Raw genomic sequence first — 22,316 nt, 5'->3', positions numbered from 1 at the left:
TGCGCCGGCCGCCGGGCCCGCGCGCATGATGGGCGGCCAGCCCACCGAGAAGGTCATGGACTTCAAGGGGTCGGGTCTGCGGCTGCTGCGGCAGATGCGGCCCGACCGCGCGGTCATGTGGGTGGCGCTGACGCTCGGCGTGCTGAGCGTCGCGCTGTCCGTGCTGGCCCCGAAGGTCCTCGGCCACGCCACCGACCTGATCATGGCGGGCATCGTCGGCAGGCAGCTGCCCGGCGGCATCAGCAAGGCGGAGGCCGTCGCGCACCTGCGCGCGCAGGGCGAGAACGGGCTGGCCGACATGCTCGGCACGATGCCGGTCGTACCGGGCCGGGGCATCGACTTCGACGCCGTCGGCGTGGTCCTGCTGTGGGTCTTCCTGATCTACGTGGGCGCCTCCCTCTTCGGCTTCGTACAGGCCAGGATCGCCACCCGCGTCGTCCAGCGGACCGTCTTCCGGATGCGCGAGCAGGTGGAGGAGAAGCTCGCGCGGCTGCCGCTGCGCTACTTCGACAAGCAGCCGCGCGGCGAGGTCCTCTCCCGCGCCACCAACGACATCGACAACATCGCCCAGACGCTCCAGCAGACCCTGAGCCAGATCGTCGCCTCGCTGCTGACCATCGTCGGCGTGCTGGCGATGATGTTCTGGATCTCGCCGCTGCTGGCCCTGGTCGCGCTGATCACGGTGCCGGTCTCGGTCGTCGTCGCCACCAAGGTCGGCAAGCGGGCGCAGCCCCAGTTCGTCCAGCAGTGGAAGACCACCGGCAAGCTCAACGCGCACATCGAGGAGATGTACACCGGCCACTCCCTGGTCAAGGTCTTCGGCCGCCAGAAGGAGTCCGCCGAGCTGTTCCGCAAGCAGAACGACGCGCTGTACGAGGCGGGCTTCAAGGCCCAGTTCATCTCCGGGATCATCCAGCCCGCGATGATGTTCATCGGCAACCTGAACTACGTGCTGGTGGCGGTGGTCGGCGGCCTGCGCGTCGCGTCCGGCGCGCTGTCCATCGGCGACGTGCAGGCGTTCATCCAGTACTCCCGCCAGTTCAGCCAGCCGCTGACCCAGGTTGCCTCGATGGCCAACCTGGTGCAGTCCGGCGTTGCCTCGGCCGAGCGCGTCTTCGAGCTGCTGGACGCCGACGAGCAGGAGCCGGACGACGCCAGGCCGCAGCGCCCCGAGCACGTCAGCGGCCATGTCGTCTTCGAGGACGTCGCCTTCCGCTACGAGGACGACAAGCCGCTCATCGACGACCTGTCGCTGGCCGTCCACCCGGGCCAGACGGTCGCGATCGTCGGCCCGACGGGCGCCGGCAAGACCACGCTGGTCAACCTGCTGATGCGCTTCTACGAGGTGCGCGGCGGCCGGATCACCCTGGACGGCGTGGACATCAAGGCGATGAGCCGCGAGGAGCTGCGCTCCAACATCGGCATGGTCCTCCAGGACACCTGGCTCTTCGGCGGCACCATCGCCGAGAACATCGCCTACGGCGCCCCCGAGGGCACCTCGATGGACAAGATCATCGAGGCGGCGAAGGCCACCCACGTGGACCGCTTCGTACGCACCCTCCCCGACGGGTACGACACCGTCATCGACGACGAGGGCGCCAACGTCTCGGTGGGCGAGAAGCAGCTGATCACCATCGCCAGGGCCTTCCTCGCCGAGCCGGCGATCCTGGTCCTGGACGAGGCCACCAGCTCGGTCGACACCCGTACCGAGGTGCTCATCCAGCACGCCATGGCCCAGCTGCGCACCGGCCGCACCAGCTTCGTGATCGCGCACCGGCTGTCCACCATCCGCGACGCGGACCTGATCCTGGTCATGGAGTCCGGCGCCATCGTCGAGCAGGGCACGCACGACGCGCTGCTGGCGGCGGACGGCGCCTACGCGAGGCTGTACGCGGCCCAGTTCGCGGAGCCGCTGGCGGAGGCGGAGTGACCGGGGGACGGTAGGAGCCGGGCCACCGGGCGGCGGCCCGCACCCACCCGGGTGCGGGCCGCTCTCATGCCCGCTGCGCCAGCCAGTCGCCGATCCGGGTGAGCAGCGCCTCGGGGGCCGCGTTCTCCGCGTGGCCGAAGCCGTGCTCCAGCCACAGGTCGCTGGTGTCCGGGTCGGCGGCAGCGGCGAGCATCCGCGGATGGTCCAGCGGGAAGTACGGGTCGCGGTCGCCGTGCACGACGAGCAGCGGGGTGGGGGCGATGCGCGGGACGGCGGCGACGGGGGACAGCGGTACGGGGTCCCAGTCCTCGGGGTGGATGCGCGTCTTGAGCCCCAGCCGGGACACCAGGCGTCCCGTGGGACGCGTCACCACCCAGTGCAGCCTGCGCATCGAGGCCGTACCCCGGTAGAACCACCGCGCGGGAGCACTCACCGACACCACCATGTCGGTGTGCGCATCCGTGCGCCCCCCGCGCGCCCCTCCGAACAGCGCAGCGTGCCGCAGGACGACCGAGCCGCCCATGGAGAATCCGACGGTCGCGACCCTGCGGTGGCCCAGCGCCCGCGCCCAGCGGACCGCCGCGGCCAGGTCCAGCACCTCGCGGTCGCCGACCGTGGACCGGCCGCCGGACCTGCCGTGCCCCCGGAACGAGAATGTGATCACGGCCGCACGCTGGGCGAACACCCCGGCGGCCCGGCGCAGCGCGGGCCGTTCCAGCGCACCGGTGAAGCCGTGCGCGAGCACGATGGCCAGGTCGCCCGAGGGGGCGCGCGGAGGTGTGTACGCGGCGTCGATCCGGACCCCGTCCTCCGTCAACAAGGCCGTGCGCCGGCCACTCGTTGTGATCGACGGAACACAAGATCGCGCAAAATCGGCCTCGGGTCCGGAAGTCATGTGGGCTATTCTGCTGGGCAAGAAGGATCCGGGCAGCGTTGCCCCCGGGTCCTTTTGTGCTTTGGACCGCGTTCACGCGCGGATGAGCACACCGGCGCTCCACAGGGCCCCTCGGTGGCCACGGATCCGCCCCCGTACGAAGCAGTGCCGCAATGCGTCCTCGCAGGGACCGAGGAGGAACCGACGTAATGGGCGAGCGAAGCGTGCAGGACACGAAGGGCAGCAAACGGCTGGCCGGGACCCGGGCGGGTGGTCGGCGATGAGCTCGCTGCTGCTCCTGACCAACGCACTCCAGCCCTCGACGGAGGTGCTTCCCGCGCTCGGCCTGCTGCTGCACAGCGTCCGGGTCGCCCCCGCCGAGGGACCGGCCCTGGTGGACACCCCCGGCGCCGACGTCATACTGATCGACGGGCGGCGTGACCTGCCGCACGTACGGTCGCTGTGCCAGCTGCTGCGGTCCACCGGGCCCGGCTGTCCCCTCGTGCTGGTGGTGACCGAGGGAGGTCTGGCCGCCGTCACGGCGGACTGGGGCATCGACGACGTCCTGCTGGACACCGCGGGCCCGGCCGAGGTCGAGGCCCGGCTGCGGCTGGCCATGGGCCGCCAGCAGATCGGCGTCGACGACAGCCCGATGGAGATCCGCAACGGCGACCTGTCGGTGGACGAGGCGACCTACAGCGCCAAGCTCAAGGGCCGGGTCCTGGACCTGACCTTCAAGGAGTTCGAGCTGCTCAAGTACCTGGCGCAGCACCCCGGCCGGGTCTTCACCCGCGCCCAGCTGCTGCAAGAGGTGTGGGGCTACGACTACTTCGGCGGTACGCGCACGGTCGACGTACACGTGCGGCGGCTTCGCGCGAAGCTGGGCCCCGAGCACGAGTCGCTGATCGGCACCGTGCGCAACGTCGGCTACCGCTTCGTCACGCCGGAGAAGCCGGAGAAGTCCGAGCGTGCCGCGGAGGGCAAGGAAGCGCCGGGCAAGAGCGGCGGGCGGGCCGGGAGCGGCGGCGGTACGGAGAACGGCGCGGGCCCCGGCGCGCGCCGGGACGCGCCCTCGCGCGCCGGTGCCGGGATCGAGGCCGCCGCGGCTCGGCCTGCCAAGAGGTAGAACCACCCGCGTAGACTGCCGCGCGTGGCCAAGGTGACGCGGGATGATGTGGCAAAACTGGCGGGTACCTCGACCGCCGTGGTGAGTTACGTCATCAACAACGGGCCGAGGCCGGTCGCCCCGGCCACGCGCGAGCGGGTACTCGCCGCGATCAAGGAGCTGGGGTACCGCCCGGACCGGGTCGCGCAGGCGATGGCGTCGCGGCGCACGGACCTCATAGGCCTGATCGTGCCGGACACCCGGCAGCCGTTCTTCGCGGAGATGGCACACGCCGTCGAGCAGGCTGCCGCCGAGCGCGGGAAGATGGTCCTGGTCGGCAACGCCGACTACCTCGACGAGCGTGAAGTGCACTATTTGCGCGCTTTCTTGGGGATGCGGGTGGCCGGCCTGATCCTGATCAGCCAGGGGCCCAGCGAGCACGCCGCCGCCGAGATCGACGCCTGGGACGCCCGGGTCGTCCTGCTGCACCGGCGCCCCGACGCGATCGACGACGTGGCCGTGATGACGGACGACGTCGGCGGCGCGCAGCTGGCGACCCGGCACCTGCTGGAGCACGGCCACCCGTACGTCGCCTTCCTCGGCGGTACGGAGGAGACGCCGAAGTCCGGCGACCCGGTCACCGACCACCTGGAGGGCTGGCGGCGGGCCATGGAAGAGTCCGGCAAGTCCCTCGAAGGGCGTTATTTCCAGGCGCCGTACAACCGTTACGACGCCTACAAGGTCGCCCTGGACCTGCTCGCCGGCCCCGACCGGCCGCCGGCCATCATGTGCGCGACCGACGACCAGGCGATCGGCGTCCTGCGGGCCGCCCGCGAACTGCGCATCGACGTGCCGGGCCAGCTGGCGGTGGCCGGGTTCGACGACGTCAAGGAAGCGGCGCTGACCGACCCGCCGCTGACCACGGTCGCCTCCGACCGCGAGGCGATGGCGCGGGCCGCGGTCGACCTGGTGCTGGACGACGGCCTGCGGGTGGTCGGGTCGCGGCGCGAGCGGCTGCGGCTGTTCCCGGCGCGGCTGGTGGTCCGGGGGTCGTGCGGCTGCGGCCCGGCCGCCGCCGGCGCGGTGCCGAGCGTCGAGCACGCGCCCCGTAGCTGATCTTCCTTACACCGGGCATACCGACTTCTGTCGGGCCTCTCAGGGCGTTCTCAGACGGTTCTCATGGTGGGCTCGCACAGTCGGGTACATGACCGAAAGCTACCGCCGAAGCGGCGACGAAACACCTCAGAACCAGGGTTACGTCCAGGGGCAGCAGGCGCAGTCCGGGACGAGTGGCGCGGGCTACCCGCCCCCTCCGCCGCACCCGCCGCACGGCGCGCAGCAGCCGGCGGCCGGCCCCGCAGGGCCCGGCGCCGCGGGCTTCGGCGGCTCCGACGGCCCCGGCGGTCCCGGCGGCCCCGAGAGCGCCGGCGGGCCCGCGCCCCGCCGCCGGGCCCGCCGCCCCGTCGCGCTCATCGCGGCCGTGGCCCTCGCCTCCGGCCTCATCGGCGGCGGCAGCGCCGCGCTCATCGGCAGCGCCACCGACCAGCCGCAGGCCAACACCACCACACCGGTCGTGAACGCGGGCGCCGCCAAGGGCGGCAGCGTCGCCGCGGTGGCCAAGGCCGTCAGCCCCGCCATAACGGAGATCTCGGCGCAGACGACGAGCGGCAAGTCCACCGGCTCCGGCGTGGTCATCACCCCCGACGGCGAGATCGTCACCAACAACCACGTGGTGGCCGGCGCGTCTTCGGTGGACGTCACCTTCAGCGACGGCACCAAAAAGAAGGCCGACGTCGTGGGCACCGACCCGGACAAGGACCTGGCGCTGCTCAAGGTCAGGGGCGCCAAGAACCTGCCCACCGCCTCGCTCGGCAACTCCGACAAGCTCGCGGTCGGCGACGAGGTCGTCGCCATCGGCTCGCCCGAAGGTCTCACCGGCTCCGTCACCAGCGGCATCGTCTCCGCCCTCAAGCGCGATGTGACGGTCCCCAAGGACGACGGCGAGGAGAAGGAAGGACAGCGGGACCCGCGGGGCGGTCCGCAATGGCCGTTCGAGTTCGGCGGCGAACAGTACAACGGCGACACCGGCCAGTCGAAGACCACGTACAAGGCCATCCAGACCGACGCGGCGCTCAACCCCGGCAACTCCGGCGGCGCGCTGATCGACATGAACGGCCAGGTCGTCGGCATCAACTCCGCGATGTACTCGCCGGGTACCGGTCAGGGCAGCAGCTCGGCCGGGAGCGTCGGCCTCGGCTTCGCCATCCCGATCAACACCGTCAAGGCCGACCTCGCCAACCTGCGGGCCGGTGGCAGCAACAACACCTGAGGCGAACGCCCGGCTCGAACGGCCACGCTTCCGAGCCACGCCCGAGTGGTCACCGCCTCAGAGGCCGCAGGCTTCACGAGTCCGGTCTTCTGGAGGCCCCGCCCCGGATCCTCCCTTCCCGCAACCACCACCCCCGCTCCTCCCCGCCTCCCCTCCCGCCCGAACCTCACGCCGAGGAGGCCCCCATGGCCAGCAAGATCACCGTCCCGGCCCACCGCGCCCGCCGCGCCCTCGCGGCCGCCGTCGCCTGGAGCGCGGGCGGCGAACGGCGCAGCACGGCCGTCGGTACCGTCGACCACGGCGCCGACATCCGTACCGGCCCCGCCGACCTGGACCTGGCCCTCGCCCTGGCACGGGCCTGCGCCAAGGTGGAGCACGCCCGCGCCGAGCGGCCCACGGAGGTCGCGGCGGCCACCCGCCCCCGCCCCAAGCGGGCCGCCGCGACCGGCCAGGCCCGGCCGCCCAGGTCCGCGGTCACCCGTAGGTGACCGGCGGCGACCGCCCACCCCGGCTCCACGGCGCGCGTGCCGGACACCGCGCGGAGCAGCACCAGGTCCGTGCCGAGCGGCGTGCCCCGGCCGCGGACATGCGAGGCTGACGGGCAGGACCGCGGAATCCCCGGCCCGCCACCCCCCTTCACATCCGAGGTAGTCACATCCATGAGCCCCGCCGAGCACGGTGATCAGCCCGCCCGCATCCTGATCGTCGACGACGAGCCGGCCGTCCGCGAGGCGCTGCAACGCTCCCTCGCCTTCGAGGGGTACGGAACCGAGCAGGCCGTCGACGGCCTGGACGCGGTCGAGAAGGTCGCCTCCTACGATCCGGAACTGATCGTCCTGGACGTGCTGATGCCCCGCATGGACGGTCTGACGGCCGCCCGGCGGCTGCGGGCGAGCGGCGTGACCGTACCGATCCTGATGCTGACCGCCCGCGACACGGTCGGCGACCGGGTCACCGGGCTGGACGCGGGCGCCGACGACTACCTCGTCAAACCCTTCGAGCTGGACGAACTGCTGGCCCGTATCCGCGCGCTGCTGCGCCGCAGCTCGTACGCGGCGGCGGCCGGCGCGCAGCCGGCCGAGGGCGACGCGCTGACCTTCGCCGACCTGCGGATGGACCTGGCGACGCGGGAGGTGACCCGCGGGGCACGGAAGGTCGAGCTGACCCGTACCGAGTTCACGCTGCTGGAGATGTTCCTGGCGCACCCGCGCCAGGTGCTCACCCGCGAGCAGATCCTCAAGGCCGTCTGGGGCTTCGACTTCGAGCCGACGTCCAACTCCCTGGACGTATACGTGATGTACCTGCGCCGCAAGACGGAGGCCGGCGGCGAGCCACGGCTCGTGCACACGGTGCGCGGCGTCGGCTACGTCCTGCGGACCGAGGGCGGCGGGGAATGACCGACGTTCACGCTCCGGGCACCGGTGGTCCTTCTCCCGACGACGGTACGGCGCCGCGCCCCGGCCTGAAGGACCGCGTCGTGCACCGCTACCGGCAGCTCCCGTTGCGCTCCCGGCTGGCCATGCTCACGGCGGTCGCCGTGGCGATCGCCGTGGCCGCCTCGGCCGCCGCCTGCTGGCTGGTCACCCGGGACCGGCTCACCGAGCAGCTCGACGAGACGCTGAGCCAGCAGGCGAAGGACATCCCCGCCCAGTACGTGGACGCCCTGCGCACCAAGTGCAACAGCCCCCTGCCGGGTGACGCGCGGCTGCAACTGCCCACCCCGTACACGATCCAGATCGTGACGGCCGACGGCACCGTCTGCACCTCGTGGGAGAAGACCCGCATCCCGGCACAGGAATCGGACATGGCGGTCGCCAAGGGGCAGATCGAGGAGGCCACCCACACCACCCGGGCCAACGACGGCAAGGAGATGCGGGTCATCACCCGCGCGTACCGGGGGCCGATCACCGACGCGCACGGCAACCAGGTCGCGATCTCCATCGCGTCGCCCATGGCGCAGGTCACCGACCCCCTCAACCAGCTCGCCCTGATCCTGCTGATCGTCACCGGGATCGGCGTGCTGGGCGCCGCGACCGCGGGCCTGTGGGTTGCCCGCGCCGCCCTGAAGCCGGTGGACCGGCTCACCGAAGCCGTGGAACACGTAGCCCGTACGGAGGACTTGACGATCCGCATCCCCACCGAGGGGGAGGACGAGATCGCCCGCCTCTCGCGGTCCTTCAACTCCATGACCGCGGCCCTCGCCTCCTCCCGCGACCTCCAGCAGCAGCTGATCGCCGACGCGGGGCACGAGCTGCGGACGCCGTTGACCTCGCTGCGCACCAACATCGACCTGCTGGTACGCAGCGAGCAGTCCGGCCGGCAGATCCCGGCCGCCGACCGGGAGGCGCTGCTGGCATCGGTGAAGGCGCAGATGGGGGAGCTGGCGGCGCTCATCGGCGACCTCCAGGAACTGTCCAGGACGCCCGACACGGGGCCCGGCGGCCCGGCCGGCGTCCAGGTGGTCCCGCTGCACGAGGTCGTGGACTCGGCCCTGCGCAGAGCCCGGCTGCGCGGCCCGTCGCTGGACATCACCGCCGCGCTGGACCCCTGGTACGTACGGGGCGAACCCGCCGCGCTGGAGCGCGCGGTGGTCAACCTGCTGGACAACGCGGTCAAGTTCAGCCCGGAGGACGGCGCGGTCGAGGTCGCCCTGCGCCAGGGCGAGCTGCGGGTACGCGATCACGGGCCCGGCATCTCCGAGGAGGACCTCCCGCACGTCTTCGAACGCTTCTGGCGGTCGCCGTCCGCGCGCAGCCTGCCGGGCAGCGGACTCGGGCTGTCGATCGTGGCGCGTACGGCGTACCAGGCGGGCGGCACCGTGGAGCTGCGCGCCGCGGCGGGCGGCGGCGCGGAGGCCGTGCTGAGCCTGCCGGGGGCGTCCGTACCGCCGCCCGGGCTGCCGGTGGCGTAGCGGCAGCCCAGGGGCCCCGGAGGGGATGCGCCTACTTCCCCTCCCCCTTCCCCTTCGCGGTGCTGCCGATCGGCAGCTGGGACCCGGAAAGCTCCGCCCGGATCCCGTCCTCCTCGACGGAGATGTGCCGCAGCCGTACGTCGCCGGGCGTCTTGGGCAGCCGGAAGGACAGCGACAGCTGGTCGGCCAGCTGCGGCTTGGTCAGCCCGGTCAGCGCGCCCAGGATGTCCGGGTCGATGCCCACCTTCTGGAGCAGCCACGGGTGGTCGGCCACCACATCGACGAGGTTGACCTTCATCAGCTGCTCGATGAAGCGCGGCGCCCCGGTCAGCTCGTGCAGCTTCTTCTCGTTGCGCAGGGCTTCGTCGATGGTCTGCCGCGGGATGCCGATGCGTTCCGCGATGGCCGGCACGCCCAGCAGCGACTTCACCTTGGCGGCCTGCCGGCTCACCTCGGCCGCGGCCTTGCGGGTCAGCCGCAGGCCCTCTTCCGCACCGGTCCCCGGGCGGTAGACGGCCACGTCCGCGATGTCCAGGCGCATGTTGCCGATGTCGGTGGAGATCCCGCGGTCACCGGCCTGCCGGATGTGCGCCTCGGCCTGTACGCGCAGCTCGTGCCCGGCGATGGGCAGCCGGCCGACCGCCCGCACCGAGTTCGGGCCCAGCTCGCTGAACTTGACCTGTGAGGCACCCAGTTCCCGGTTCATGTCGTCGAACGACAGCAGCACGGTGCCCCGCATCGAGCCGACCGTCGCGCCCTTGACGGAGTCGGGCAGGTCGCCGTCGAGCCGGATGTCCTTCGCGCTCGCCTCGACCTTGGCCAGTGACACCCGGTCGGCCGCCAGGTCGGGAACGGTGACGTCCACCTGCTCCAGCCGCTTGCCGAGCACCTGCGTCAGGAAGGGGAAGCCCTTGATGTCGACTTCCGGGTTGGCGTTCAGGTGCAGCGATTCCTTCAGCTTCTCCTCGGCCTCGTGCTGCGCGTACAGCACCGCGAACCGGTCGGACAGCGCCAGGAACGCCACCAGCACCACCACCGCGACCAGCAGCTTCACCGTCTTCGACACCGCAGCGAACCGGCTGATCCCGCGCTTGCGGCGGCGGTGGTCGGGCGGCGTCCAGGCGCCGTCGGCGTCGTCCTCGTCGGAGCGCAGGCCCAGGCCCAGCGGGTCGTCGCTGTCGTCGCGCTCGTTGAGGTACGTACGCCGGGTCAGCGGGGCCGGGCCGGTCGCGGTGCCCGCTTCGGGCTCCGGCTCGGGGTCGGCGAGCGCGGCCAGGTCCGCGTACGGGTTGACCTTCTCGAACCGCCGGGTATCGGGCCCGTCGCCGTCCGAGCCGCCGACGCCGTCGTTTCCTTCAACGCCGCGGTTTCCGCCGATGCCGCCCATATCGCCCGTACTGCCCTGTTCGTCATGTGCGGCTGCGGTGGGGGATCGCCGTTCCGCTGCTGCTGGTTGTGCCGGTGTCCGAGTTCCTGGTGGGGGGACGGATTTCGAGGGTGAGGGTATGCGTGTGGGGAGGCGCATCAGGACATCCCACCATGCTTACGACCCTCGAACGCAAGTCCTACCGGTGGTAAGTGAGGTATACGCGGGCTTGTCCCGCCCGCCCGGTCTCCGCTTGGCCAAAACCCGCGGGTGCGTGGGTCGGTGTGCGCGCGGCGCCCTGCCGCTGCCGGGAATTCCGTACGCCCCCAGATGTTGACCAAAGTCAGTCGACCTACGACGTACGGCCTCTCCCGATACGACGTACTACCTCTCCTGAAGGGTGCAGCGATGATCGTAGTAACCGGAGCCACCGGCAACATCGGCCGCAGTCTGGTCGGGCAGCTGCTCGCGGAGGGCGCCCCGGTACGCGCGCTGACCCGCGACCCCGACCGCGCCGCGCTGCCGGCCGGCGCCGAGGTGGTGCGCGCCGACCTGACCGACCCGGCCTCGCTGGAACCGGCGCTGCGCGGCGCCGACGCGCTCTTCCTCAACCTGGCGGCGGGCGGAGGCGGCGCGGCCGCCACCGTCGTCGAGGCCGCGGTGCGGGCCGGGATACGCCGGATCGTCCTCAACTCCTCGATCGCCGTCACCGACGACCCGGAGGGCGACGACAACTTCCTCGCCCGGATGCACGGCGCCGTGGAGAGCGCGGTACGCGCCTCCGGCCTGGAGTGGACCTTCGTGCGCGGCGGCGCGTACGCCGCCAACGCGCTCCAGTGGACCCAGGAGATCCGGGAGGGCGGCGTGGTCCGCGACCCGCACCCCGGGGCCACCACCTCCGCCGTACACGAGGACGACCTCGCCGCCGTCGCCGCCGCGGCCCTCCTGGACCGCACCGGCGCGCATATCGGCAAGGCGTACGTGGTCACCGGGCCGGAGTCCCTCACCAGGGAGGAGCAGGTCGCCGTCATCGGCCGGGTCATCGGCCGCCCGACGCGCGTGGAATCCATATCCGAGGAGCAGGCGGCCGAAGAACGCGCGACGCCGTCCGTCCCGAAGGAGACCCTGCTCGAACTCTTCCGCCTCTTCGCCACCACCGTCGGCACGGCGGCCCCTGTCACGGACACCGTCCGGCACGTCACCGGCCGCCCGGCCCGCACCTTCGAACAGTGGGCCCGGGACCACGCCGCGGACTTCCGCTGACCCACCCGGCGGCCGCACCGGTCCAGAACGCGCCCGACCCGATATCGGCCAACTCCGCCCCCTGGCCGAGCAGGCCGCACGGGGTGAGCCCGGTCGCCGTCGTCACCTTCTCGACGAGGCCGGGCACACCCCGTACGACGAGCAGCCCCGCCCCAAACCACCAGGGCAGCGGAACCATCCACACCGGGAACCGCCCACCCCAGGGCCGCACCATTGCCAAGACGACGACGGCCCCTACCCCCGACGCTCCAGTAACCACCCGCAGTAGCGCCCACCTCCCCCGCCCGGGGGAAGTCCCCACGCCTCATGCCGCGACGTCGAACGCCTCCCACCCCGTCACCAGCTCAAACCAGAGCAACTTGCCCTCCATCCCGAACAACTCCGCCCCGATCGGGTAACCGCCCCAGTTGGCCGCACAGAGCCGAACGAGCAGCAGCCCGCGCCCGTTCTCCGCGTCCCACGCGGCGCCGAGCCCGTCGAGCAGATCGACAGGCCGGTCGAAGGGCGGCGGGATAGTAGGGCCGGTATCCCACACGCTGACGCGAAGCCGGTCACCGCGCACGTGCCGCACCCGCAGGGAGGACGGCCCGTCGGTGTGCAGATAAGAGTTCGTGACCAGCTCACTGGTCAACAGCTCGGCCGTCTCGCCGAGTTCCCCGAACCCGTGGTGGTCGAGCGCGGCACGCAACATGGCCCGCGCGACACGGGGAGCCCCGGGTGAGCGGGGCGGTTGCAGGGTGTACGCCCAGTGTTGGGGCGAGGATACGGTGGGCATGGCAGTCTCCCGTCAGGAGGAGATGGTGGTGACGTGGTTCACACGCTAGTGTCGACGGTGGCCTATATTCCGCCGGGCTGGCGAAATGAAGGCCAATTTCCCCTGTGTGGGTGACTCGCGTTGCGGAAAGGGGAGCCGGTGCCGTCAAGTACTGCGCCGACGCTGCGGCAGCGGCGTCTCGGGGCCGAACTGCGCAAGCTGCGGGAGAGGTCCGGGTTGTCCACGACGGCAGCCGCCGCGATGCTCGGCGTCAACCAGTCACGCATCAGCAACATCGAGTCGGGCAGATACGCCGTGGGGCCCGAGCGAGTGCGCGTCATGGCCCATAACTACGCGTGCGCGGACGAACGCCTCATCGCCTCGATGGCCGCCATGACGGGAGGCCGTACTCGTGGGTGGTGGGAGGAGTACCGCGACCTGTTGCCCGTTAGCCTGCTGGATTTGGCGGAACTCGAACATCACGCCATGGGGTTGCGGGTCGCTTCCGTCGTCCACATGCCCGGCCTTCTCCAGACCACGGCTCATGCCCGCGCGATCTTCAGCGAGGTTGTACCGAAACTGGCGGCGTACGAGGTCGAACACCGCGTTTCACACCGGATCAAGCGGCAGGCCATTCTTCACGGCGACCGGCCCACGCCGGTGACGGTGATTCTGCACGAGGCGGCCCTGCGTATGGCGTTCGGGGGACGGGACACAGCTCGCGCGCAGCTGGAGCACCTGAATGAGATGGGGGCGAGTGGCCACGTCACCATCGTGGTCATCCCGTTCGGAGGGGGATCGTTCCCTGGCTCGGGCCAACCCATCGTGTACGTATCCGCGTCGGTACCGCAGCTCGACACGGTTCAGCTCGACGCGGATCACGGGCAGGAGTTCCTGGACGCAGCGGCCCAGTTGGACAAGTACCGGTCGGTGCTCGACCGAATGGAAGGGTGCGCCCTCACACCGGACAAGTCCAGGGACTTGATCCACGGCGTCGCCCGCGAACTGTGAGAGGGGCTCATGGAAAAGGGCGTCTGGCAGAAGTCGTCGTTCAGCGGCGAGGGGGCGAACTGCCTGTTCGTGGCTGCGGACGAGCGCGGCGGAGGCGTCAGTCTGGTGGAGAGCGAGGCGCCGGACACGGTTCTCAGGGCCACCCCCCAAGGCCTGCGTCGCCTCATATGCCAGGTGAAGGCGGGGCGCCTCGGCGGGCGCGGGTAGGGGAGCGGGGGCTGGCCCCAAGGTCCAAGGGCGTTGTCAGTGGTGGATGTCAGACTCACCAACATGACAGAAACCGTGAAGGGCCCGGCCAGTTACTTTCCGTCGATCGAGAAGAAGTACGGGCGGCCGATAGCCGAGTGGAAGGGGCTCGTCCGTGCTTCGCCGCTGAGCAAGCACATGGAGCTGGTCGGCTGGCTCAAGGCCGAGCACGGGATGGGGCACGGGCATGCCAACGCTCTGGTGGCGCACGCGCTCGCGGAGGACAAGGTGAAGTAGGGCGGAGGCGGCGCGCGTTAGAACGTGCGGTCGGCTACGCGTACGCGATGGGCGCGGTGGAGGGCGGTGCGGAGGCCCTCGGCCGGTACGGGGACGGCGAGGGATTCGAGGAGGCGGGCTCGCGGCAGGTCGGGGTCGGCCGCGTACAGCCGGGTGTACGCGGCGGATTCCGGCTCGAACCGCCAGCTCTCGCTCAGCGGTCCGGCGTCGACCGTGTCGAACCCGAGCCGGTCGATCAGGTCAGCCGCCATCCTCTTCGCGTGGGCGTCGTCACCGGCGAGAGGCAGCGCGGAGCGGTCCGGTGCGCCGGTGGGCAGGGCGAGTTGGGGGATGTGGTGGGCCAGGATGTTGTTGAACGCCTTGACCAGGTGCGCTCCGGGCAGGTGCTGCTGGACAAGTTCACTGGTGGTCAGTTCCTCGGAGTCGAGGGGCGCGATCCGGCCGTCCCGGCGCGGGTAGTAGTTACTGGTGTCCAGCACGGTCCGGCCCCGTAGGGCGTCCGCGGGCAGGGCGGGGACGGCGGTCAGCGGTACGGACGTCACGACCGGGCCGCCGGCCTGGGCCGCCTCTTCGACCGTGCCCGCCGCGGACAGCGGGCCCAGCTCGAAGACGAGGCGGCCGAGGCTTTCAGGGCCGCGGGAGTTGGCCAGCAAGACCGGGATGCCGGCCGCCACCGCCAGGCGTGCGACCGCCGCGCCGATGTTTCCGCTCCCGATGATTCCCAGAGTCGGCATTGCCCCTCGATCTCACTGCTGTCGCGGCTGGTGGGCGTCCGGCCGGCCGAGCGGGTCGGGCACGAGGGTGCGCGCTCGCGCGCCCGGCGGGACGGCAGCCACCTTAGCTCATGTTCACCCCGGGGTGAACATGAGTGGGGGCCTCGCCGAGGTCGTCGACCTGCCGGTCGAGGTCGCGTCCCGCCGTCCGCAGGTCGTTGGCCATCTCCCGCCACGCGTCGGTGTGCTCATAGCTCGCGGCGTTGTGGTCCAGCCCGGCCGCGTATCCGGCGAGCTGTTCGCGCAGGCCCTGGAGGCTAATGGTTGTGCGCCATGCCTCGCTCCCCGTCGCGGTCGCACTGGTTCTGTCGAACACGCTAATGATGGAGCGGGGCGGTCGGCGGGCCTGGCCTGTCAAGGAGCCGATAAGGACGCCACAAACTGAGCAGGCAAACAGCAACGGGAAAGTAAAGCCGGCGGATTTACGGGGTCTTCCCGGCGGTGGTTCGAGGCTGCGACCCCTAGAAGTCCACCCGTGCACGGTCGTCGATGCGGGCCACCGATTCCTGGCCGAAGCGCTTCATGTAGGCGGTACGGATCTGCTCGATCTTGGGGTCGTTGGGGCCGGCCTCGGAGGTGGGGTAGAGCAGGATCAGTTCGTACGAGCGCTCGCGTTCGATCGTGCCGTGGGAGTCGCGGTACTGGCCGTAGCCGTCCTGGACGGTGAGACCGTCGGGGAAGCGCGGGGTGACGAACTCGTCCACGAAGGCGTGCAATTCCTTCTCGGTGACCGGGGGGCCGCCGTTGGGGCGGGCGGTGCCGAACAGGAGGCTGGTCTCGATGTAGGGGCGGCCCTCGGCGGCCTTTGGCGATGAGGCGGTGGCCGTGAAGGGGCGCGACTCGTCGGTGAGTGCCGCGTACGCGGTCGGCGTGCCGGCGCCGAGCAGCGCGGCGCTCAGCGCGAGGGCGGCCAGCCGCAGCCGGGGGCGGCGGAAGCGGTTGGTGATTGGTGTCATCGGCCGTGCCTTTCGTGGGAAACGGAGGGCGGTCGGGGGAGCGAAGGTAGCGGGTGGGGGCGGGGCGGCGCTCTGTACGTTCCGGACATCCCCCGGGCCCCCGGTTCCGTGTGTGTGACACGGATTGAGAGGCTGGTGGGCGAGGCGTAGGAGTCGAACCGGGAGAAGCGGGGCTCGTGGTGTTGTGGCGAAGAAGAACAGGCGGTGTTCTGACCTGTGCCGGAGCCGTGGCACTGGTTGCCGCGCTGTCGGCTTGTGGGGCGCAGAAGAGGCCGGGCGCGGGCGAGCGCACGGCGGCATCGCCCGCTTCTTCGCCCACCGACGAGAATCCGCTGCCGCTGGCCGGCCCGCACTGGAACATCTGGGAGGTGGCCGACAAGGGCGGCGGGTTGAAGCGGGCGCCGCGCGGAGCGGCCTGGGTGAAATTCGACGGTGCCGGGCAGGCGTCCGGCAATTTCGGGTGCCATGCGTTCCGGGCGAAGGCCGACATCAAGGGTGATCGGGTGACGGTGAGCGACCGGAAAACCTTGCCGGGCGAGGGCGAGGGCGAGGGCGGAGGCAACGAGGAGAAGTGTGACCCGGCGCGCCAGGATTACGAGAAGGACGTACAGCGGATCCTCAACGGCCGGCTGAAAGTCACCACGAACTACGCCTGGGTGAACCTGACCAACGAGCACGGTTCGAAGCTGGTGCTCCGCAAGGGCCGCCCCGTACCGTTCGTCGGCAGCAAGTGGGAGATCGCGAAGCTGAATTGGATGGACGAGGAGTGGCCCGTCGACCGCGACGCCCCGGTCCGGGGGAAGGTGTATTTCACCCTCGACGGGGACGGCACCTTCCACGGGAATTTCGGTTGTAACGACTACCGGGGCAAGGCCGACGTCGGTGCTGAGACCATCACGTTCTCGCACGCCGAACCCACTTCCGACGCCCGGTGCTCGAAAGAGACCATGAAGGTCGAGGAAGACGTGCGGAAGCGGTTCGACCAGACGGTGCGGTACCAGCTGGGTCCGGATTACCTGACCGCCGACACGTATCCGACGACCAACCTGGGCATCGGTTTCGTGGCGGCGGTCCGGGAGAACTGACGACGTACCGGCGGGTGTTACTTCACCACCGTGATCCGGTCCGCCTTGGGCGGCGCGAGCGGCGCGGCGGGCGAGGAGTGGGCCGTCAGGTACGCGGTGAGCGCGTCCAGGTCGGACGGCCCGACGTACTTGTTCTTGCCCTCCTTGAGGACGGTGAAGCCGTCGCCGCCGCCGGCCAGGAACTCGTTCATGGCCACGCGGTAGGTCTTCGCGGGGTCGAGCGGCGCGCCGTCGAGGCGGACCGAGTCCTTGACGACGCGGTCGGCGCCCGCCTTGGTCAGGTCCAGGGTGTAGGTCAGCCCCCGCGACACCTGGAGGATCTTCGGTGACGCCGCGTTCGCGCCGCTGACCTGCTGCTGGAGCGCGGTGAGGACCTGTGCGCCGGTGAGGTCCACGACGTTGGTCATGTTGGTGAAGGGTTGCACGGTGAAGGCTTCGCCGTACGTGACGACGCCGTCGCCCTCGCTGCCGGACGCCTTGTACGCCAGGTCGGAGCGGACTCCGCCGGGGTTCATCAGGGCGAGCTGCGCGCCGCCCTTGTCGGCGGCCCTGGTGGCCTCCAGCTGCGCGTCGGAGATCAGGTCGCCGAGCGGTGTCTCCGGGGACGCGGAGCCGCGGCCCGGAATGTCGGCGGAGATGTAGCCGACGGGCTTGTTGGCGACCGGCGCGGCCAGCTTGTTCCAGCGCTGGATGAGCGCGGTCATGTCCGCGGCCTTGGGCTGGGTGCGGTTGACGACGTGGTTGCGCGCGCTGGGCGACTTCACCGACGTACGGACGATGTCCTTGGTGCGGCGGTCGTAGGTGAGCGTCGTGTCCGTGTAGAGCTTGCCGAAGGACGCGGCCGAGGTGACGGTGCGCGGCATGCCGGACGGGTCCGGGATGGTGCACGCGTACGCCTGGTGGGTGTGGCCGGTGACCAGCGCGTCCACCTTGGGCGTGACCTTCTTGGCGATCTCGGCTATCGGTCCGGAGATGCCGGAGCCCGGCCCGGGGCTGTCGCAGTCGTGGTTGTACGCGGTGGAGGCCGGCATGCCGCCCTCGTGGACCAGCGCGACGATCGACTTCACGCCCTGCCGGTCCAGCTCCTTGGCGTACTTGTCGATGGTCTCGGCCTCGTCGTGGAACTTCAGGCCCTTGACGCCGTTGGCGCTGACGACGTCGGGGGTGCCCTCCAGCGTGACGCCGATGAAGCCGATCTTGACGCCCTTGTGCTTCCAGACGGTGTACGGCTTGAGGATCGGGCGGCCGGTCTTCTGGTCGGTGACGTTCGCGGCGAGGTAGGGGAAGTCCGCGCCCTTGAAGCGCTTGCCCTTCTCGTAGCAGCCGTCCGTGGGGTGGCAGCCGCCCTTTTGGAGACGGGCCAGCTCGGCGCGGCCCTCGTCGAACTCGTGGTTGCCGACGGAGGTGACGTCCAGGCCGAGCTTGTTCATAGCCTCGATGGTCGGCTCGTCGTGGAAGAGCCCGGACAGCAGCGGGCTGGCGCCGACCATGTCGCCGGCCGCCGCGGTCACCGAGTACGGGTGTCCCTTGCGTGCCGTGCGGAGCGCGTTGGCCAGGTACTCGACACCGCCCGCTTCGACCTTTTTGCGGCTGCCGTCGGCCTGGAGTTCCTCGACGGTGCCGGACGAGCCCTGCGGGGGTTCGAGGTTGCCGTGGAGGTCGTTGAAGGAGAGCAGCTGGACGTCGACGGTGCGGGAGGAGTGGCTCCCGCCGGCCGTGGCGGTGGATTCGGCGCCGGCGGGCGCGGCGGCCGTGATGCCGACGGCGGCGGCGAGCACGGCCGCTCCCGCCGTCAGCCGGCGCGTCGTGCGCCGCCGCTGCGGTCTCGGTGACATGAGGTGGGTCCCCCTTGTGGGCTGGGGCCCGGCTTGCCGGCCGGCGTCCGGGCCTGGGACCGGCGTCCGGGCATGCGGGCCGGCGTCCGGGCATGCTGGCTGGTGTCGAGCGGACGCAGCCTACGGTCAACGCGCGTAGCGGAACAGGGGGTACCGGGTTACGGACCGGTGTGCATCGGGTGTACCGGCCCCCGGGTCGTACGCTTCGAGGCATGACTGACGCAGCACAGGACATGGACCGGACGGGCCGCCGGATCGCGGTGGCGGACGAGCTGCCGCCGGACGCGGCCGCCGCCGTCCTCGCACTGATCGAGCAGGCCGCGGCGGTGGACGGGCAGCCCGCCGTGTCCGAACAGGGGCGGCTCCAGCTGCGCGGCGGGCGGCGCGAGGGCGTACGGCACCTGCTGCTGTACGTACCGGGCGGCCCGGACGACGAGGCCGGGCAGCTCGCCGGGTACGCACAGCTGGAGGACGCCGACCCCGTGGAGGCGCCGGCCGCCGAGCTGGTCGTGCATCCGAGCCACCGGGGACACGGGCACGGCCGTGCGCTGGGCACCGGGCTGATGGAGCAGTCGGGCCGCCGGCTGCGGGTCTGGGCGCACGGCGGCCACGCGGCGGCCCGCCACCTCGCGCAGACGCTCGGCATGACGCTCTTCCGCGAGCTGCGGCAGATGCGGCGCCCGCTGAGCGGACTGGAGCTGGCGGAACCGACGCTTCCGGAGGGCGTCACCGTACGGAGCTTCCAGCCGGGTACGGACGACGCGGCCTGGCTGGAGGCGAACGCGGCCGCCTTCGCCCACCACCCCGAGCAGGGGTCGCTGACCCAGCGCGACCTGGACGACCGCAAGGCGGAGCCGTGGTTCGACCCCAAGGGCTTCTTCCTCGCGGAGCAGGACGGCCGGCTGGTCGGCTTCCACTGGACCAAGGTCCACGCCGACGAGGGCCTGGGCGAGGTGTACGTGGTCGGCGTCCGGCCGGACGCGCAGGGCGGCGGGCTCGGCAAGGCCCTCACCGCGATCGGCCTGCGGCACCTGGCGGGGCAGGGCGTGCCGACGGCGATGCTGTACGTGGACGCGGACAACGGGCCCGCCGTGACGGTCTACGAGCGGCTCGGTTTCACCACGCACGAGACGGACTTGATGTACCGCACGGAGATGTGACGGCGCCCGGCACGGCCAGGTGCCCGGTCCGGCCGGACCACCGGGCACCCCACGGCCGTGCCGAAGCGGCCCGGTACCCTGCCGCCCGTGGACGCGGGTTGACAGGCGTCACACGTGTGGATCACGCTTCCACTACTTCGCTAGTGGAACTGACGGGGCCTGAGACGGGGAGGGACGCGGGAGCGTGCTGCGGGGCAGGAGCGATCCGGCCAGCCGGATCGCGGGGCACACCGCCATCGAGGCGGTCGGCCTCGGGCTGCGGTTCCGCCGCGACTGGGCCCTGCGGAACTGCACCTTCCGGCTGCCGGCCGGCCGGGTCTGCGCCCTGGTCGGCCCCAACGGCGCCGGCAAGAGCACCCTGTTCGCCCTGGCCGCCGGGCTGCACCGGCCGACCGAGGGCACCGTGTCGGTCTTCGGCGTCGACCCGGCCACCCCGCACGGCCGCGCCCATGTCGCCATCCTCACCCAGGACAAGCCGCTGTATCCGCGGCTGACCGTCGCCGAGACCCTGCGCATGGGCTACGAGTTGAACCGGGGCCGGTGGTGCCGCGAGACGGCGGAGCGGATCGTACGGGGCGGGGACGTGCCCCTCGACGTGCGCGTCGGCACGCTGTCGTCCGGCCGGCGCACCCGTGTCGCGCTGGCCCTCGTCTTCGGCAGGCGGCCCGAACTGATGCTGCTGGACGAGCCGCTGGCCGACCTCGACCCCCTCGTACGCCATGAGATCGTGGGCCTGCTGATGGCCCAGGCCGCCGAGCACGGCACCACCATCGTGCTGTCCTCGCACGTCCTCGCCGAACTCGACGGTGTCTGCGACTACGTGCTCGTCCTCGCGGACGGCCGGGTACGGGTGGCCGGGGAGGCCGATGACGTGATCGGCGCCCACACGCTTCTGACCGGCCCGTATCCGGGCGCCGGAGCCGCCGGGGCCGCCGGAGCCACCGGGGCCGCCGGGGCCGGCCTGCCGCCGGAGATCGCCGCGCACACCGTGATCGAGTCCCGGGTCACCGGCCGGCAGCTCACCGCCCTCGTCCGGCGCCAGGGCCCGGTCGCGGGGCCGTGGACGGCCGCCGACCCCACCCTCGAAGAGCTGCTGCTCTCCTACCTGCGGGTACCCAACGCGCCCGAGCTGATCGCCCCGAGCGCCGAACCCCGCTCGGCGGGGCCCCGCCCAGCCGAACGGTCGAGCCTGACGTGAGCACGCGGACGACCGGGTCCGGCAGCGCGCACTCCCGGCGCATCTGGCGGAGCCCGCTGCGCGGCGCGACCTGGCTGGTCTGGCGCCAGCACCGGTGGGCCGTCCGGCTGCTCACGGCGCTCGTCCTCGTCTGCGCGGCCGGTGCCGTACTGCTGCGCGCCCGGATGGCCGACTACATCGACAGCCATCACATCGCGGGCTGCTCCGAGATTTCCCGGCTCGCGGCCTGCGCGGGCACGCAGGACGCCGTCGCCGCCTTCCGCGCCGCCTACGGAGGGCCGATCGGCCTGATGACCACGGGCATGCTGTTCCTGCCCGTGGTGACCGGCATGCTCCTGGGCGCGCCGCTGATCGCCCGCGAGCTGGAGCACGGTACGGCCAGGCTGGCCTGGACGCAGGCGGTGAGCCCGGTGCGGTGGCTGGCCGCGAAGTGCGCGGTGCCCGCCGGGATCGTGCTGGTGGCGTCGTCGGCCCTGGCCGCGCTGGTCACCTGGTGTCTGCGGCCCGCCGTCGACGAGGTCTCCGGCACGTACTGGTACGCGACGTCCGCCTTCAACGCGCTCGGCCCGGTCCCGGTCGCGTACTGCCTGCTGGCGTTCACGACGGGCGTGCTGGGCGGGCTGGTGGTACGGCGCACGGTGCCCGCGATGGCGCTCACCGCCGTGCTCACGGCCCTGATGTCGTACGCCTTCGACGCCGTACGCCCCCACCTGATGCCGACCGTGACCACGTGGTCCGCCTCGGGCAGCACCGACGCCTCCGAGCTGCCGGACTCTTCCTGGTACCAGGGCGGCGGCCTGCTGACCGCGTCGGGCGACCGGCTGCCGGACGGGACCTGTCCCGCCGGCGAGGGCTACGCGTCGTGTCTGAGCGGGCACAAAGTGGTGGGCGCCTACATCGACAATCACCCCGTCAGCCACCACTGGCCCCTGGCGTGGACCGAGTCGGCGATGGTCGCGGGGGTGGCGCTGGTGCTGCTCCCGGCCCTGACGCTGATCGCGTACCGGGTGCTGCGGCGCCGCTGAGACTGCTGGGGCTGGTGGGTGTACGGACCTCCGGGGGCGCTTTACGTGTACTTCGCGCGCCCCCTTTTGCGCCCCGAGGCGCGCCCCCGAAAACACAAGACACGGGAACGTAAACACCGGGGAGTAGCGGCCCGCTTGCCTGGCCGCCATGTCCGCGTTACCGGTGATTCAACGTCGCTTGCGAGCATCGCTGAATGCAGCCCGCTGTCCCGAATGCCGCCGGCCGCCGCCTGCGTCCCGTACCGACTCCGTCCGACG

The 22,316-nt window shown here is 71.6% G+C and carries 22 protein-coding genes; 15 read left to right on the top strand and 7 right to left on the bottom strand.

The genetic code is table 11. The features are described from left to right. The first annotated feature begins 28 nt into the window (after positions 1-28). The gene (locus ACH4K4_RS31455; protein ID WP_398172022.1) at positions 29-1,930 is read left to right on the top strand and encodes an ABC transporter ATP-binding protein; all 1,902 of its coding nucleotides are present in this window, start codon (positions 29-31) and stop codon (positions 1,928-1,930) included. Between the two features lie 64 nt (positions 1,931-1,994). Here ACH4K4_RS31455 and ACH4K4_RS31450 read toward each other — a convergent pair whose 3' ends face one another. Continuing rightward, complete coding sequence (locus ACH4K4_RS31450; protein WP_398171918.1) at positions 1,995-2,825, bottom strand: alpha/beta hydrolase family protein; 831 nt, start codon at positions 2,823-2,825, stop codon at positions 1,995-1,997. A gap of 259 nt (positions 2,826-3,084) precedes the next feature. Here ACH4K4_RS31450 and ACH4K4_RS31445 point away from each other — a divergent pair, with 259 nt between their 5' ends. From ACH4K4_RS31445 to ACH4K4_RS31420, 6 genes are all read left to right on the top strand, one after another. Then, positions 3,085-3,930 (top strand): response regulator transcription factor, encoded by an 846-nt coding sequence (locus ACH4K4_RS31445; RefSeq protein WP_398171916.1) that lies wholly within the window; start codon positions 3,085-3,087, stop codon positions 3,928-3,930. Positions 3,931-3,954: 24 nt separating this feature from the next. Continuing rightward, entirely contained in the window at positions 3,955-5,025 is a 1,071-nt protein-coding gene (locus ACH4K4_RS31440) for a LacI family DNA-binding transcriptional regulator (RefSeq protein WP_398171914.1), read from the top strand. Between the two features lie 88 nt (positions 5,026-5,113). Beyond that, the gene (locus ACH4K4_RS31435) at positions 5,114-6,238 is read left to right on the top strand and encodes a S1C family serine protease (RefSeq protein WP_398171912.1); all 1,125 of its coding nucleotides are present in this window, start codon (positions 5,114-5,116) and stop codon (positions 6,236-6,238) included. A 185-nt stretch (positions 6,239-6,423) separates the two neighbouring features. Beyond that, on the top strand, positions 6,424-6,726 hold the full coding sequence (locus tag ACH4K4_RS31430) for a hypothetical protein (protein WP_398171910.1): 303 nt from the start codon (positions 6,424-6,426) through the stop codon (positions 6,724-6,726). A 171-nt stretch (positions 6,727-6,897) separates the two neighbouring features. Then, positions 6,898-7,635, top strand: coding sequence for a response regulator transcription factor (locus ACH4K4_RS31425; RefSeq protein WP_398171908.1), 738 nt, complete (start codon positions 6,898-6,900; stop codon positions 7,633-7,635). After that, entirely contained in the window at positions 7,632-9,149 is a 1,518-nt protein-coding gene (locus ACH4K4_RS31420) for a sensor histidine kinase (RefSeq protein ID WP_398171906.1), read from the top strand. The genes ACH4K4_RS31425 and ACH4K4_RS31420 overlap by 4 nt, the downstream gene beginning before the upstream one ends. Before the next feature lie 31 nt (positions 9,150-9,180). Here ACH4K4_RS31420 and ACH4K4_RS31415 read toward each other — a convergent pair whose 3' ends face one another. Beyond that, entirely contained in the window at positions 9,181-10,536 is a 1,356-nt protein-coding gene (locus tag ACH4K4_RS31415) for a DUF2993 domain-containing protein (protein WP_398171904.1), read from the bottom strand. A gap of 387 nt (positions 10,537-10,923) precedes the next feature. On the opposite strand from ACH4K4_RS31415, the gene ACH4K4_RS31410 reads away from it, so the two are divergent. Beyond that, the gene (locus ACH4K4_RS31410) at positions 10,924-11,778 is read left to right on the top strand and encodes an NAD(P)H-binding protein (protein ID WP_398171902.1); all 855 of its coding nucleotides are present in this window, start codon (positions 10,924-10,926) and stop codon (positions 11,776-11,778) included. 304 nt (positions 11,779-12,082) lie between these two features. On the opposite strand, the gene ACH4K4_RS31405 is transcribed toward ACH4K4_RS31410, so the two are convergent. Then, positions 12,083-12,553, bottom strand: a complete 471-nt coding sequence (locus ACH4K4_RS31405) for an ATP-binding protein (protein WP_398171900.1) — start codon at positions 12,551-12,553, stop codon at positions 12,083-12,085. 138 nt (positions 12,554-12,691) lie between these two features. On the opposite strand from ACH4K4_RS31405, the gene ACH4K4_RS31400 reads away from it, so the two are divergent. From ACH4K4_RS31400 to ACH4K4_RS31390, 3 genes are all read left to right on the top strand, one after another. Beyond that, on the top strand, positions 12,692-13,543 hold the full coding sequence (locus ACH4K4_RS31400) for a helix-turn-helix domain-containing protein (RefSeq protein ID WP_398171898.1): 852 nt from the start codon (positions 12,692-12,694) through the stop codon (positions 13,541-13,543). 9 nt (positions 13,544-13,552) lie between these two features. Beyond that, the gene (locus tag ACH4K4_RS31395) at positions 13,553-13,750 is read left to right on the top strand and encodes a DUF397 domain-containing protein (protein ID WP_398171896.1); all 198 of its coding nucleotides are present in this window, start codon (positions 13,553-13,555) and stop codon (positions 13,748-13,750) included. Positions 13,751-13,813: 63 nt separating this feature from the next. Further along, positions 13,814-14,026, top strand: a complete 213-nt coding sequence (locus ACH4K4_RS31390; RefSeq protein WP_398171894.1) for a DUF4287 domain-containing protein — start codon at positions 13,814-13,816, stop codon at positions 14,024-14,026. Between the two features lie 17 nt (positions 14,027-14,043). Here the strand turns inward: ACH4K4_RS31390 and ACH4K4_RS31385 are convergent, their stop codons facing one another. The 3 genes from ACH4K4_RS31385 to ACH4K4_RS31375 form a co-directional block, all read right to left on the bottom strand. Then, positions 14,044-14,760, bottom strand: a complete 717-nt coding sequence (locus ACH4K4_RS31385) for an NADPH-dependent F420 reductase (RefSeq protein ID WP_398171892.1) — start codon at positions 14,758-14,760, stop codon at positions 14,044-14,046. A gap of 103 nt (positions 14,761-14,863) precedes the next feature. Further along, entirely contained in the window at positions 14,864-15,115 is a 252-nt protein-coding gene (locus tag ACH4K4_RS31380) for a hypothetical protein (RefSeq protein WP_398171890.1), read from the bottom strand. Positions 15,116-15,260: 145 nt separating this feature from the next. Continuing rightward, positions 15,261-15,755, bottom strand: a complete 495-nt coding sequence (locus ACH4K4_RS31375) for a DUF3574 domain-containing protein (RefSeq protein ID WP_398171888.1) — start codon at positions 15,753-15,755, stop codon at positions 15,261-15,263. A gap of 176 nt (positions 15,756-15,931) precedes the next feature. Here ACH4K4_RS31375 and ACH4K4_RS31370 point away from each other — a divergent pair, with 176 nt between their 5' ends. After that, positions 15,932-16,840 carry an META domain-containing protein gene (locus tag ACH4K4_RS31370; protein WP_398171886.1) on the top strand — a complete coding sequence of 303 codons (909 nt, stop codon included), beginning with the start codon at positions 15,932-15,934 and terminating at the stop codon, positions 16,838-16,840. Between the two features lie 17 nt (positions 16,841-16,857). Here ACH4K4_RS31370 and ACH4K4_RS31365 read toward each other — a convergent pair whose 3' ends face one another. After that, positions 16,858-18,675: a bifunctional metallophosphatase/5'-nucleotidase gene (locus ACH4K4_RS31365; RefSeq protein ID WP_398171884.1), complete on the bottom strand. Its 1,818-nt coding sequence runs from the start codon at positions 18,673-18,675 to the stop codon at positions 16,858-16,860. A gap of 233 nt (positions 18,676-18,908) precedes the next feature. On the opposite strand from ACH4K4_RS31365, the gene mshD reads away from it, so the two are divergent. From mshD to ACH4K4_RS31350, 3 genes are all read left to right on the top strand, one after another. After that, complete coding sequence (mshD, locus tag ACH4K4_RS31360) at positions 18,909-19,835, top strand: mycothiol synthase (RefSeq protein WP_398172020.1); 927 nt, start codon at positions 18,909-18,911, stop codon at positions 19,833-19,835. A 184-nt stretch (positions 19,836-20,019) separates the two neighbouring features. After that, a complete protein-coding gene (locus ACH4K4_RS31355) occupies positions 20,020-21,033 on the top strand; it encodes an ABC transporter ATP-binding protein (RefSeq protein WP_398171882.1) in 1,014 nt (337 codons plus the stop codon). Further along, positions 21,030-22,058, top strand: a complete 1,029-nt coding sequence (locus tag ACH4K4_RS31350; protein WP_398171880.1) for an ABC transporter permease — start codon at positions 21,030-21,032, stop codon at positions 22,056-22,058. Before ACH4K4_RS31355 ends, ACH4K4_RS31350 begins: the two co-directional genes overlap by 4 nt. The last annotated feature ends 258 nt before the right edge of the window (positions 22,059-22,316 follow it).

This window comes from Streptomyces sp. NPDC017529, from assembly GCF_044329785.1.
In the GTDB taxonomy this organism is placed as follows: domain Bacteria; phylum Actinomycetota; class Actinomycetes; order Streptomycetales; family Streptomycetaceae; genus Streptomyces.
This window is presented reverse-complemented; position numbering and strand designations above follow the sequence as displayed.